This is a genomic window from Paenibacillus sp. FW126-R14, from assembly GCF_058789495.1.
Genome location: NZ_JBYTBS010000028.1, coordinates 38,434 through 51,930, shown reverse-complemented (window position 1 = coordinate 51,930; position 13,497 = coordinate 38,434). Strand labels below are relative to the sequence as shown.

10 protein-coding genes are annotated in these 13,497 nt (G+C 49.5%); 5 read left to right on the top strand and 5 right to left on the bottom strand.

What is annotated here, in order from left to right; translation table 11 throughout:
- The first annotated feature begins 166 nt into the window (after positions 1-166).
- From AC3WRW_RS18355 to AC3WRW_RS18345, 3 genes are read left to right on the top strand one after another with little or no spacing between them, the layout of a single operon-like run.
- Complete coding sequence (locus AC3WRW_RS18355; protein ID WP_492547770.1) at positions 167-1,495, top strand: ABC transporter substrate-binding protein; 1,329 nt, start codon at positions 167-169, stop codon at positions 1,493-1,495.
- Positions 1,496-1,523: 28 nt separating this feature from the next.
- Positions 1,524-2,984 (top strand): right-handed parallel beta-helix repeat-containing protein, encoded by a 1,461-nt coding sequence (locus AC3WRW_RS18350; protein WP_492547750.1) that lies wholly within the window; start codon positions 1,524-1,526, stop codon positions 2,982-2,984.
- A gap of 19 nt (positions 2,985-3,003) precedes the next feature.
- A complete protein-coding gene (locus AC3WRW_RS18345) occupies positions 3,004-4,770 on the top strand; it encodes a methyl-accepting chemotaxis protein (RefSeq protein WP_492547749.1) in 1,767 nt (588 codons plus the stop codon).
- A 12-nt stretch (positions 4,771-4,782) separates the two neighbouring features.
- Here the strand turns inward: AC3WRW_RS18345 and AC3WRW_RS18340 are convergent, their stop codons facing one another.
- The 5 genes from AC3WRW_RS18340 to AC3WRW_RS18320 are packed head-to-tail and all read right to left on the bottom strand — an operon-like array spanning position 4,783 to position 10,838.
- Entirely contained in the window at positions 4,783-5,877 is a 1,095-nt protein-coding gene (locus tag AC3WRW_RS18340; RefSeq protein WP_492547748.1) for a GerAB/ArcD/ProY family transporter, read from the bottom strand.
- A gap of 29 nt (positions 5,878-5,906) precedes the next feature.
- Positions 5,907-7,034 (bottom strand): Ger(x)C family spore germination protein, encoded by a 1,128-nt coding sequence (locus AC3WRW_RS18335; RefSeq protein ID WP_492547747.1) that lies wholly within the window; start codon positions 7,032-7,034, stop codon positions 5,907-5,909.
- Between the two features lie 32 nt (positions 7,035-7,066).
- Positions 7,067-8,182, bottom strand: a complete 1,116-nt coding sequence (locus AC3WRW_RS18330) for a Ger(x)C family spore germination protein (RefSeq protein ID WP_492547746.1) — start codon at positions 8,180-8,182, stop codon at positions 7,067-7,069.
- On the bottom strand, positions 8,179-9,279 hold the full coding sequence (locus tag AC3WRW_RS18325) for a GerAB/ArcD/ProY family transporter (RefSeq protein WP_492547745.1): 1,101 nt from the start codon (positions 9,277-9,279) through the stop codon (positions 8,179-8,181). The genes AC3WRW_RS18330 and AC3WRW_RS18325 overlap by 4 nt, the downstream gene beginning before the upstream one ends.
- Positions 9,276-10,838: a spore germination protein gene (locus AC3WRW_RS18320; RefSeq protein WP_492547744.1), complete on the bottom strand. Its 1,563-nt coding sequence runs from the start codon at positions 10,836-10,838 to the stop codon at positions 9,276-9,278. Before AC3WRW_RS18320 ends, AC3WRW_RS18325 begins: the two co-directional genes overlap by 4 nt.
- A gap of 180 nt (positions 10,839-11,018) precedes the next feature.
- Here AC3WRW_RS18320 and AC3WRW_RS18315 point away from each other — a divergent pair, with 180 nt between their 5' ends.
- Positions 11,019-12,290 (top strand): MFS transporter, encoded by a 1,272-nt coding sequence (locus AC3WRW_RS18315; RefSeq protein ID WP_492547743.1) that lies wholly within the window; start codon positions 11,019-11,021, stop codon positions 12,288-12,290.
- 74 nt (positions 12,291-12,364) lie between these two features.
- Positions 12,365-13,468 carry an NADH:flavin oxidoreductase gene (locus tag AC3WRW_RS18310; protein ID WP_492547742.1) on the top strand — a complete coding sequence of 368 codons (1,104 nt, stop codon included), beginning with the start codon at positions 12,365-12,367 and terminating at the stop codon, positions 13,466-13,468.
- Positions 13,469-13,497: the final 29 nt, after the last annotated feature.

Below are 13,497 nucleotides of genomic sequence, written 5' to 3'. Positions count from 1 at the left end.
CCGTAATTGAAAACGATGAAAAGGTTAGTAAAAATTATATAAAGCATCAAGTCAAATTTGTGTATTTATATGGGAATAAGCTCCACCTATACTTGTAATAACGTTCAATATTTAATCATATTAACCTTTTCTTCCCAATACATAGAGGAGGCCGATTACGAATTTGATGATAAAACGGATGTTAACAGCGGCAGCATTGTGCCTGTTTGCCATCGGGGCGAGCGCATGCGACGGAAGTGCGAATACCGGGATACCCAGAGAAGAAAGGGGCAAGGTTCAGAACGGACCTGACCGGGAAACGAAGGAGAACGAGGGCGTCACCGTCAGTTATATAATTTCGAAGAGCCATTCCAATTATGGCGGTATTCTGGATTTAATGGCGAATTGGGAAAAGAAAACAGGCAATACAGTGGATATTCAAATTATTCAGGACGACCAGTATGACAATTTGGTGAAAGCTAAACTTGCGGATGGCAGTCCTGTTGATATTTTCATGGGGGAATATGAAAAGTACGATGTGCCCAACCAACTGTTGGAAGTTAGCGGCGAAGCCTTCGAATCCCGATTGAATGATGCCGCGCTTCAAATGTTTAAGTACACGGATGGCAAGATATACGCATTTCCGGGTCCTATCGGTTTAGGGGCATGGGGGGTGTTCTATAATAAGCGGATTTTCAACGATTTGGGGATTTCCGTCCCTAAGACGATGGATAGCTTCAATCAGAATCTTGCCGCCATTCAAGCAAGCGGATATACACCGCTATATTTTGCTGCCAAAGACGGATGGACGATGCTGCAGCATCGAAATGCCGTACTCGGCCTGGTTGGAGGCGCCGATCCGTCGGTGTGGGATCAACTGAACAAGAACCAAATTCAATGGAAGGACATTCCTTCATTTGTTTACCAATATCAACAGGTGGAGGAATGGGTGAAACGGGGGTATCTGAATCCCAATCTGATGTCCACGTACGATCAGCAGAAGCAAGCCTTGGCAGACGGCAAAGCCGCTATGGTTATCCAAGGGTCCTTCTTCGATTCGGGATTGCTCGATCAGAAAGGGGAAGCATCCATCGGTTTCTTCCCTCTTCCGAACAAAGAAGGCACGGCAAAAATGGCTTTAAGCGGAGCCGCCCAAATGTATATTGCCAAGAACAGCCGGCATGCCGAAGCTGCCAAAGACTTGCTGCGGTATTTGTCCGAGAAGGAACAGGTAAAGTCCTATTTGGAGAAGTCGCCTGGCATCAGTGCATTTAAAGATGTGGATGTCTCGGCTCAATTATCTCCGGCATTACAAGACGTTCAAGCTGTTGTAAACGCAGGGAACATAGCAAATCATGGCGATGACGTCTATGTCGTGCCGCTGCCTTATGAAGAGATGGTGGCTGCGTACACGGAATTGATAGCAGGCCGAATGACGGCGGACCAGTTCGTGCAGCAGTATAGCGACATGAATGTGAAGAATGCGAAAACCGCTAAAATTCCCGGATTCAAATAGACGGACCGGATACGAAAGGGGGTTGGCGATGGAAGAGCAGACTTGCGGTACGACCATATTGCGGATGAGAGATTACGGGGTGAAACCAGATACAGGCGAAGACGTCTGCGAGGCATTGAGAAGCATACTAAACATGGCAGGGGGAATCGATCACAGGGTTATCATCCAATTTGAGAGCGGTCGGTACGATTTTTATCATACGCATGATCCCATGGGACATATCGGCATTCATGTGAAGGGAATGTCCAATCTGACGATTGACGGCAGCGGGGCATTGCTGGTTTTCCATGGGCAGATGACCCCCTTCGTGATTGATGACAGCCGGAACATCGAGATCAGGCAAGCCGTTATCGATTTTGAGCGGCCAACGGTTTCGGAAATGCGCGTGAATGGGGTCCATGAGGATGCGATTGATTTTACTATCCATCCGGATTCGTGGTACGCCATCGAACAAGGGCAATTGATCTGGGTTGGCGAGGGATGGAGATCCGTATCTGGTTCCTCGCAAGTAACGGATCCGCACACGAGCCGAACATGGCGCACCAACAATCCCGTATCGGAAGCCACCCGCGCCGAAGAGCTTGAGCCGTTCAAGGTCAGACTCCATTACAGTGAGCGGCCCGAAGCTCACATAGGGCATATTTATCAAATGCAGGGGGATAGCTGCGATTATCAGGCAGGGACGTTAATCGTTCGGAGTGAGAATATCGTGTTCGACCAGGTCCATTTCGGCTATATGCCTGGGACAGGCATGGCAGCCCAATACTCCGAACAGATTACGCTGCAAAATCTGACTTTTGCCCCGAGGCAAGAAACCGGGCGAATGGCGGCGTCCTTTTCGGATTTTATCCAGATGGTACAGTGCAAAGGGAGATTAGTTGTTTATCATAACAACTTTCTCGGCTCGCATGGCGGAGGCGTGAATGTGCGCGGCATGCAGTGGAGTCCGCAAGTGGAGATCATAGGCAACCGCTTTGCAAGCGTTCCTGAGCGAGGTATCCGCATTGGTGCCGGGGGCAAGGCTGTGATTCAGCACAATGCGTTCCACCGCATGTCGATGAGCGGCATTGCGATCGAGGAGGACGGCGATCGTCCCTTTGAAGCGGGAGCGGCCAGTGAAACGACGATTGCTCATAACTATTTTATCAAGTGCGGCGACCCTGTTATCCGAATTTCAACGGATCCCGTCGTTCATAACATAACGATTGAGCATAATTTTTTCTATTTAGACGGAACAACGGTCGTTGAAGCTCAAGGCGTGCAAGGGTTGGCGTTTCAAGGAAATGAGGTCGTCGGCATCTCGCCTGCAAGAAAACCGCTGTTCAGTTTGGAGGCATGCTCGGAAGTATATTTGACAGACAATGCAGTTTTCTTGCCGAATCAACGTGTGCGGATATCGCAAATGCCAATTGAAGCTGTGACGATTGCGGGGGAGCAAGCCATGATCGTCGAACAGGCAAAAGGCGACCAAAGCCAGAGGAACAGTTGATACAATGGGGGGATACGGTATGAATTTGGACAGGTTCAACACCTTAAGCTTCAGACTGATGGTGTCGTTGGTGATCAGTATGATGTTAAGCGCCTCGATTACAGGTTATCAAACTTATTTGTTCGCGATGCATCAAGTGGAAAGCAACAAAGAAGAACTGATGCATCTGGCAGAAACGGCCGCAGTTATTCTGGATAATTTGGATAGCGCCGTTAAAGAGTCGAAGCTGTCCCTGGATAAAGCGCAGGAGATGGCAAAGGACATGCTGGCAGGCAAAATCGTTAAGCTGTCGGACGAGGGGCTCCCCCTTCGGGATTATAAGAGCTCGCAATTTCTCTTCAAGGAAAGCGGATATGTCTTTGCGCTGGACAGCCAACAGAATTCGGTTATGCATCCTATGGGAAAAGAAGGTGTGAACTTAAGCGATGTCGTGATGGACGGAAAGTATGTCATGCAGGACTTGGTGAAGGCGAGCATGAATGAAAAGGCGGAGGAGAGATTTTACGTCTACAAATGGATGAACAGCGGCGAGAGCCAGCCTCGGGAGAAAATGGCTTATGTGACCCGGTTTGAGCCTTGGGACTGGAGCATCGCCATAGGCGCTTACACCGAGGAGTTCTATGACGGCACACGCGCAATGGTTGTTCGCAATGTTTCAACCTTGCTGATCGTTTCGGTGATTTGCGCGATGTTCCCGCTATGGGTAAGCCGTAAAGATGTCAAATTAATTAGCCGCATTCGGAGCAATATGGTGAGAGTGGCGAAAGGAGATTTGAACGGCCAGCCGATTGCAGCGTCATCTTCGAGCGATATCGGAAAACTTGCTGCTGATGTGGATAGAGCCATAGCTTCGATTCGCGACTTAATCCGGAATACCAAAGAAATTGTGTTAGCGCTTTCCGGATCTTCATCGGTCATTTCAGTTTCGGCAGCCGACAATGCGAACGCATCCGATGTGATTGCCTCTAGCACAAATTCCCTGAATCAGAAGAGCAAAGATACGATCACAAGTTTAAGCGAAACGGTGAAAGCCGTCAGTGAAATTGCCGCAGGAATTAATAAAATTGCCGGGAGTGCAGGTTCTGTTTCCGATTCTTCAAGCAGCGTCGTGAGCAATGTGACGAAGGGCAATCAACAAATTGCGGATTTGAAAGCGCATATCGGGAAGGTCGAAACCGGAAACGTCAACTTCCTTGCGGCGTTGGAAACGTTGCGGAATAGATACAAGCAGATCGATTTGATTATCAAAACGATTGCAGCGATTTCCAGTCAGACGAATCTTTTAGCTCTAAATGCCTCGATCGAAGCGGCTAGAGCGGGAGAGAGCGGAAGAGGCTTCGCCGTCGTAGCCGCTGAGATCAAAACGCTGGCGGATCAGACAAAACGTTCGGCCCAGGAAATTGAGACGATCATCTCGCTGATCAGCGGCGATATCGACACGACGTCCAGCATAGCGGCACAGAATACAGAGGGCATCGATCACTGCGTGGCTCAAACCGATCAGGTCTCCGTTGTATTTGGCCGGATTACGGCTGAAATTGAGAGAATATCGGCGCAGCTCATCGATTTGTCCGCAGTGGCGGAGCACATTTCGGCGAATGCCGAGGAGATTAGCGCTGCGAACGAGACGATGCTGGAGATCGCGCAAGGATTCGCGGCCGGTACATCAGACGTTCTCACTAGAGCCAACGATCAGGTTGTGACGACTGCCAAGATTCAACAGGAAGTGAATACACTTGGCAAAATTACGGAGAATTTGACGGCTAACGTCAACAATTTCTCCTAAGCGGCTTCGCAGTCAGGACAGGTTTATCTTTTTCTTGCGAAGCCAGAGATACATCAGCAAGCTTACAGGGACTATAACTTCGACTCCGATAGCCAATCTAGCCAGCCATCCTTCCATGATCCCATTCTGATTAAAAGTAGGCATGAGCTGAAAAGTGATAAGAGCCAGAAGAACACAGAGCACACGCAAAGCATTGCGATGATCCTCCTTGTTCAGCAGCCAACTTGTGCAAAATGCGAAAGTATGGAAGGTCGGAATCCAGGACAACGAGAACATGAAGATATAAAAGGAGATAAAAACAACTTCGATCCGTTCGATGAATTTAAATTCAATGTTCTTAAGCACGCTAACGACGGGTTCGTTATATTCCTTAATTTCGTTTGGAGTGAAATAGACGAAACAGATCAGCGTAATCAGGAGGAACACGAGCATCGACATGGTATTAGAGATTACGACACCGGCCGTCGCTTGCCGCTTATGCAGCAGAAATGGATATAAGATCAGTAGGATTCCCGTCCCGCTAAAAGAGAGGAGGGCTGCCTCCGCTGCATGGAACACAGGCAGCCAACCTTCCTTGAGTACAGGCAGCAGATAGAGCCACTGAGCGTCTTTAAGCGTTAGCAAATAGGCGAACGGTATCCATAGGGAAATAAAAAAAACAAGCTCAGCGTACCGCCCTATGATGCGAATGCCATTACGGGCAATCGTGTAAGTGGGAATGAGCAGCAAGGCCATAATCTTAAAGGCAGAGGTTTGCGGAAGGAGCCACTGTTTGACATAGAGAATTGTCCTCGTAATTCCGACGTAGCCATATAAGAAGAAGTAAAGGGCGAGAATTACTGCCCCGGCTTTTCCAGCCCAAGGGCCGAGATAGTGGGCTAAAAGATCCAAGATGGTGCCATCCGGATATTTCTTCATCAACTGAACGACGATTAAATTAGCTGCCAAATTGATCGTCCAAACGATGAGAATGCCCATCCAGCCGTCCGTTCCGGCACGCTGTGCAAGGAGTTGAGGAAGGGCAAGCAAGCCTACGCTTACTTGAGCGCCGGACAGGATACAGATGAATTGCATAAGAGTGATCTCATTATACGCATATTTCTTCAATGCCTATCCTCCTTCCCGCTCCGGCAGTCTTATTTGACGGGCCCCATTGCATCAATCGTTACTTTGAGCTTAACTCGAATGTCCGCATTGGAAAGGGCTTTGCCCCAATCGTTTTTCGCTCTCTTATATTCTTCATATTCGAAGGCTCTGGCATGCAGGCCAAGCCCGATCGGATCAATGGCGTTCTGCTGTATTTTCTTGATCAGGGCGTCGAATTGCTTTAACATTTGTTCGCTGATTTTTTGCTCAAGCTCTGGCGCGTTTTTCTCTACATCGTGAGGGAACAGCATTTCATACAGGCTGATTTTCATTCTGATGTAAATATCGAAACGAAATTTTCCTTTATTGGAGGAGGTTAACGCTTTCGTTTCCGTTTTCGTTTGATCGGTAGAAAAGCTGATTTTGTCGGTATGGAAAGGGCCTTTCTTGGACTCCCCGGGAATGGTGACGGTTATACTGGCCGATTTTTCTACCTTATTTTGCAAGATCCGGAGGAGAACCGTTTCCGGAACATCTAAGGAAGCAACATATTTGCCTTTATGATTCAAAAGCGCCGTTCCGTTCATTTTAATATTTTTGCTTTCGTCTATACTAACCTCGGAGATGGCCGGGGTTATTCCTTTCTCGTATATTTGCCGGTGCAATTCCTGTACGCTCGTTTTTACCGTTTCGGCTTTGGAGCTTTTTGAATCCACCATGCCGCGCAGCAGGATGGGAAGAAGGGGTTGATCCTTGGGATTCAAGTAGATGAGCTCCTCCAGCGGGCCGTCATATACAATGACTCGGTCCGAAACGGTGTTTTTAGGATCACGGAATAAGACATCCATCATCTGAAACCAGTCCTCCTGCATAAGCATCCGTTTGCCGACCAGGAAGACTTGATAGTTCTTGCCGGAGAAAACACCTGCCGAATGGGCATCCTGTTTGGATCTTGATTGACGAAAGGAAGGTGCGCGCACCTCCGTTTCCTGTGTTTTCTTCTTTACATTTTTGTTGAACACCGGAAACGTCGAGTACATGATCGGCTCGTTGTCTTCCCCAAGATCCACACCGAGTGTCAACGGAATCGAGGCATTTTCCATATCCAACCGGTCACTGCAGCCTGGCAGAATGGCCAATAAGGCGAAGAACAGGACCCACTGCGGCAGCTTCTTCATAGACCATCCCCCTTTTTCTTCGTGCATGATTGTCACTTTACAGCCCCCATATTGTCTATACTCACTTTGACAGTTACGTTAATGGCTGCCTGGGACAGCGCTTGTCCCCACTGATCTTCAACTTTTCTGAAAGGCTTGTAAGCGAACGCCTGCGCATGAATGCCAAGTCCGATCGGATCAATGCGATGGGACTGAAATTTGCGGATAAGTTGCTCAATTTGCTTTTGCAGCTGCAGGGCAATTGCCTTTTCCAATTCAGCCGATTTATCTTTCACATCATATGGAAATAAACGTTCTGTCAAGCTGACGGAGAGCCGGACCGCCAAATCGAATTGAAAATGGTCATCCCGGAAGTAGGTTTTAATTCGAGTATTGACTTTATCGGTGCTGAAGCTTAATCTGTCGGCATTAAGAGGACCCCGTTTGGGATGGCCTGGTATGGCAAGCGTCAAGCTAACTGCACTTTTGGCCTCATTTTGCAAAATTTGCAGCAGAATGGTCTCTTGCGCATTCAGGGAATCGACATATTTGCCCCCATGATCCAATAAGGCAGAGCCGCTTAGTCTAATTTCGTGATCCAAGTGAACCTCAGCAATAGAAGGGGTTTTCCCTTTTTCAAACCGCAGCCGGTGCATGTCTTGAAAGGTTGTTTTGACGGTTTCCGATCTTCCGCTCTTCGTGTCCACCATGCCCCTAAGCAGCAAAGGAAGGAACGGTTCGTCTTTTTGATCCAAAAAAACGAGTTCGGACAGCGGCCCGTCGTACATGATCAGTCTGCCGGTTAAAGGGTTCTTCGCATCGCGGGAAAAAACGTCCAGGATCCTAAACCAGTCATCATGTTCCACAAGACGCTTACTGACAAGCATGACAAGCAGCTTCCTGCCTTGAAAAACGGTAGGCCAATGGGCATCCGATTCTTGTCTAGTCTGTCCCAGCGTTTGAGCGGTGACGGCAAGCTTATAGGTTTTCTGTCGGGCACTACTGCTGAAGACAGGGAGCGCCACATAGGTGCGCAGGTTGTTTTTCTCATCAAGATCAAAACCGGCGAGAAGCGGGAACGCGGCATCTTCGAGATCCAATCGATCATTGCATCCGGAAGAGCTTAGCATGGCGGCAATCATCAGGAGATGGAGCCAGCGTTTGTTCATGCTCTCTTCCTCCCGGAGAAACGGTCAAGCAGCCAGAAACACATAAACAAAATAAATGGAAAGGCATATTCAACGCCGATGCCGACCCGGAGGAAGACGCGCTCTAATTTTTCATTTTGATGTAAAGTCGGAATGAAGAAGTAGGAGATCACAGCGAGCATAAGCCATTGGACACGGAAATGATTGCGCTCACTCTGCATGCCTGTCAACCATTTGGTACAGTATGCGGACAAGTACACGGCTGGAATCCAACTAAGAGAAAATATAAACAGATAGAGCGCAATAAAGATGACCTCTATCCGTTCAACAAATTTGAATTCTATGATTCGTAGTACATTAATCGCAGGTTCATTGTAGGAAGCAATTTCGTCGGGACTGAAATACATGTAGCAAACTAAGGTCACGAACAGATGTACCAGCAGCGTCAGTGTATTGGAGATGGTTATGGCTTTAGAAGCTTGCTGCTGATTCTGCAAGTAGGGGTACAAAACAAAAGAGGTTACAAAGCCGAGAAAGCAATAGAGCGCAAAGGGGATGCCAGCGCCTATTGGCCGCAAACCTTCCCCTGCTATGGGAAACAAGTGAAGCCAGTGAGCTTCTTTCAGCGGAAGCAAATAAACAAAGGGAATCCACAATGAAAGAAGGCTGGTAATCTCCGCGTACCTGCCTATGACTCTTATCCCCGAAACGGCGATGATATAGGTGGGGATTAGCAGCAGCAATACGATTAAATAGGCAGACGTTTGCGGCAAAAGCCATTCTTTGGTAATGAGTGTCGTTTGAATAAGGCAGCTGTACGCAAAATAAAACAGATAGAGAGAAAGCGCGATGGCGGCCGCCCTTCCTGCCCATTTGCCCGCATACCTCGTGATCAGATCCAGTAAAGTACCGTCTGGCTGCCTGCTCATCACCTTAATAATCGCCAAGCCTGCAAGCATGGTGATTATCCATCCGATGATGAGTGAGATCCATCCGTCCGTGCCTGCTTCCTCGAAGAGTATGCGTGGCAGAGCAAGAAAAAAGACGCTCACTTGCATGCCCGTATTAATCAGGATGTATTGCAGGCTGGTAATCTTATTTTTCGCATATTCACTCATTCCCCATCACCTTTTGGACGATTATTGCCCAGTCTCGTTTTTTGAACGGCTCTGGTGGACACAGGGCGCTTGCGCATGAGCCAAACCGGCAATCGCACGAATGCATCTTTCCAATCGACAAAGCGAATCGGTGCGATAGGAGTGCTGTAAGGCGTGCCGAGCGACTCGAGGGAAATGAGATGTCCGATCATGGTCATCATGCCGATAATGATGCCGACAAACCCGAACATGGAAGCCGCAATCATCATCGCAAAGCGGATGAGGCGAATAGCTGCAACCATATCATAATTGGGAAGGATGAAAGAGGCGATCGCGGTAAAAGAAACGACGATCACCATGATATTGTTGATGAGTCCCGCTTGTACAATCGCTTGTCCGATGACAATGCCGCCAACAATCCCCACGGTTTGCCCGACGGGAGCGGGTAAGCGGATCCCTGCTTCGCGCATCATCTCCAGCGTAATCTCCATAATGACCGCCTCAACGAAGGGAGGAAACGGTACTTTTCCTCTGAACTCCCCAATGGTAAGCAGCAGCTTCACAGGTATAATCTCAAAATGGTAGGAAATAACGGCAATATAGAATGCCGGCAAAAACACGGCAATGAAAAAGGCGAACATTCTTAACAGGCGTATAAACGTAGCAATCGACCAGCGTGTGCTGTAGTCGTCAACGGCTTGGAAGAAGGAAGTGAAGGTAGCAGGTCCAACTATGACGCTGGGAGAGCGATCCACGACGACGACAATTCTTCCTTGCAAAATTTGCGAAGCGGCCGCATCGGGCCGTTCTGTCAATATGAACTGGGGGAAGGGCGAGTAGGGATTATCCTCGATAAATTCCGCCAGCTCACCGGTGTTGATTACGGTATCGACATCTAATCGGGCAAGCCTGTCTTCTAACTCCTGAAGAACCTCGGGATGAACGACATCCGCCAGGTAGAGAGCAGAGACGGTGGAATTGGATCGTTGTCCTATGGTGAATTCCTTTATTTTCAATTCCCTGTTGGCGATATAGCGCCGGATTAAGGCGATATTTTGCGTTCCCGTCTCGACAAAGCCTTGATGCGCGCCTTTGATGGAGGCTTCCATGGAAGGATCCTCGATTGCGCGCTGCGGCCATCCTTGCGTATCCAAGGCATACGTCTCCAAACGCCCGTTTACGAAAAGCACGCTGCGCCCTTGCAAGATCGCATTCTCGATCAGAGGCCAGGCGTTCAATTTGTGAATTTGACCGATCGATAGCCGGAAGCTGCCGTCGGGATTAGTGATTTCGGCATCGAATTGAAGCGGCCGCATCACATTGTTGTTGATTGAATTTTTATCGACAAGTCCTTGCAGGTAGACAAGCGCAGCTTGCTCCTCTGTATATGAGATCGTGAATTCCCGTATAACGAGATCGGGAGATAACGTAAAAATAGTACGAAGCACCGATAAGTTCTGTGACAAAGAAAGATCAAGGAAATCGTTATAAGATTGAGCTTGTGGTTGAGCTTGCGATTGAGGATTTGCTCGATGAGCTGTGCGGTACTTTTTTCCTAAAAACCAATTCGAGTATCGCATCGTGGATGACTCCGTTCTGTATAATCTTTTTGTGTATTTTGTTCATTTTTGGTAAAAGTATTCAGCGCTTTAGGCGCGCCGGGATGTCTTTTTTTCATTGACACGGTTGAATTGCATCGTGTATTATACAATTTATATTTGAGAACGATCATTCTCAATCAATAGCAGGGGGTGAAGGAGATGACAACAGAAAGACAGGTTTCAAGATTTTATTACGGGTGGGTCGTCATCGGCATTGTGTTCCTGACGCTGCTGGTGGCCGCAGGGATCAGTTCGTTTCCAAGCGTTCTTATTCAATCCCTTGAACAAGAATTCGGCTGGACCCGCGCCTCGATTTCAGGCGTTATTTCGATTCGAATCTTGCTGTACGGGTTAATTGGACCTTTCTCGGCTGCAATGCTGGCCAAATTCGGCGTTCGCCGAACGATGGTCTCCGCAATCATTTTAATGCTCCTATCCCTAGGGCTAACTCCGTTTATTACCTCAGTATGGCAGCTCATGCTGTTGTGGGGCGTTCTTGGCGGGATTGGCACGGGGGCGATGGCCAATGTGCTCGGCGTAACCGTTGCGAATCGCTGGTTCGTTAAGCACAAAGGATTGGTCATTGGCATGCTGACAGCCAGTGCGGCGACCGGACAACTGCTGTTCCTCCCGCTGTTAGCCAAGATTACGAGTGAGAGCGGATGGCGCAATGCCGTATATGTGATTATGGCGGCGCTTCTGGTGCTGCTGCCTGTCATTGCCATCTGGATGAGAAATCATCCGTATGATGTGGGGGCGGCACCTCTGGGCACAACGGAGATCGTTAAACCGGCGCCTTTCCAAGGAAATTTGCTGCTTACCCCGATCCGTACGCTTCTCTCGGTGATGCGCAGCGGGACGTTCTGGATGCTGGCAGGCACCTTCTTCTTTTGCGGCTTCTCAACGAACGGTTTGATCGGTACGCATTTGATTGCAGCCTGCGGGGACAGCAACATCCCCATCATAACCGCCGCAGGACTGCTCGCTCTGATGGGCATATTCGATCTTGTAGGGACGACATTTTCAGGATGGCTGTCGGATCGCTTCGATAGCAGATGGCTGCTGTTCTGGTACTACGGACTGCGCGGTTTATCGCTGATCTTCCTGCCTTACGCACTGGGTGCCGGGTATACGCAGCTTACGATCTTCGCGGTTTTTTACGGGTTGGACTGGATCGCAACCGTTCCGCCGACAGCGAAGCTGACTTCCGATACGTTCGGCCGAGAGAAAGCCGGTATGATTTTCGGTTGGATTCTGGTGGCTCACCAAGCCGGCGCTTCTACGGCCGCTTACGGAGCAGGCTTCCTGCGCGAATTGCTGGGCAGCTATACGGTGCCTTTTGTAGCCGCGGGCTTCGTTTGCTTGCTGGCAGCGATCATAGCGCTTAGAATTCGCAAGAATAGGGCAGAAGTTGCCATATCCGCAGCTTAACAAATAATTCGGGAAAGCGAAGGAGAAAGTAACAATAACGATCGTGATGAAGCACGAAATATGGAGGGATTCCCATGAATATCGGCCACAAGCCATCCGTTCAACCGCTGTTTCAACCCATTACGTTAAATCAGCTGATCTTATCCAATCGTATTGTAATGGCTCCTATGACAAGAAGCTTTTCCCCGAATGGCGTACCGGGAGCAGACGTTGCCGCCTATTACCGCAGACGGGCGGAGAATGGCGTCGGCCTGATCGTGACGGAAGGCACCGTGATCGACCATCCTGCTGCGACAGGCGACCCTAACATCCCCAATTTTCATGGGGAAGACGCTTTGAACGGCTGGGCTCATGTTGTAAAAGAAGTGCACAAGGCCGGGGGGAAAATCGTTCCCCAGCTTTGGCACGTAGGGATCACCAGGAGGACTCGCTCTGAGCCGAATTTGGAGGCGCCGTCCATCTCCCCTTCAGGCATTGACCTAATGGGGGAAAAAGCCGGCGAGCCCATGACGGAAGCGGAAATTGCCGACATTATTCAAGCTTTTGCGGAAGGCGCTGCGAACGCAAAGCGGCTCGGCTTCGACGGCGTAGAACTGCACGGTGCGCATGGTTATTTGATCGATCAGTTTTTTTGGGAGAAAACGAATCGGCGAACAGACCGCTACGGAGGCCACTTGGTTGCGCGGACCCGCTTTGCCGCTGAGATCATCGAAGCTTGCCGCCAAGCGGTCGGACCGGATTTTCCCATTATTCTGCGATTCTCGCAGTGGAAAATAGGCTCTTATGACGCTAAGCTGGCCAAAACGCCTGAGGAGCTGGCTCAGTTTCTGGCACCGCTGGTGGAAGCGGGCGTGGATATCTTCGATTGCTCCACCCGCCGCTTCTGGGAGCCGGAATTCCCGGGATCGGAGCTGAATCTGGCCGGCTGGACCAAGAAGCTGACAGGCAAGCCCACGATCACCGTCGGTTCCGTAGGGCTGGAATCCGAGCCATCCCATCCCAAAGACGAACACGAAATGGTGGACGAATTGGTGGAGCGGCTTGCTCGGGAGGAGTTTGACCTTGCCGCGATCGGACGCGCCATCTTGGCAGATCCGGCTTGGGCCGTCAAAATCCGCGACGGCCGGGACAACGAGCTGGTCCGGTACACTTCGGACCGGTTGACGACCCTGTTCTAGTTGCAAGAGAACCGAAATGCTATACTAAT

Bases quoted from the DNA above. Each gene is read 5' to 3' on its own strand.
- AC3WRW_RS18355 (WP_492547770.1), top strand. From the start codon at position 167: ATGATAAAACGGATGTTAACAGCGGCAGCATTGTGCCTGTTTGCCATC.
- AC3WRW_RS18350 (WP_492547750.1), top strand. From the start codon at position 1,524: ATGGAAGAGCAGACTTGCGGTACGACCATATTGCGGATGAGAGATTAC.
- AC3WRW_RS18345 (WP_492547749.1), top strand. From the start codon at position 3,004: ATGAATTTGGACAGGTTCAACACCTTAAGCTTCAGACTGATGGTGTCG.
- AC3WRW_RS18335 (WP_492547747.1), bottom strand. From the start codon at position 7,034: ATGAAGAAGCTGCCGCAGTGGGTCCTGTTCTTCGCCTTATTGGCCATT.
- AC3WRW_RS18330 (WP_492547746.1), bottom strand. From the start codon at position 8,182: ATGAACAAACGCTGGCTCCATCTCCTGATGATTGCCGCCATGCTAAGC.
- AC3WRW_RS18325 (WP_492547745.1), bottom strand. From the start codon at position 9,279: ATGAGTGAATATGCGAAAAATAAGATTACCAGCCTGCAATACATCCTG.
- AC3WRW_RS18320 (WP_492547744.1), bottom strand. From the start codon at position 10,838: ATGCGATACTCGAATTGGTTTTTAGGAAAAAAGTACCGCACAGCTCAT.
- AC3WRW_RS18315 (WP_492547743.1), top strand. From the start codon at position 11,019: ATGACAACAGAAAGACAGGTTTCAAGATTTTATTACGGGTGGGTCGTC.
- AC3WRW_RS18310 (WP_492547742.1), top strand. From the start codon at position 12,365: ATGAATATCGGCCACAAGCCATCCGTTCAACCGCTGTTTCAACCCATT.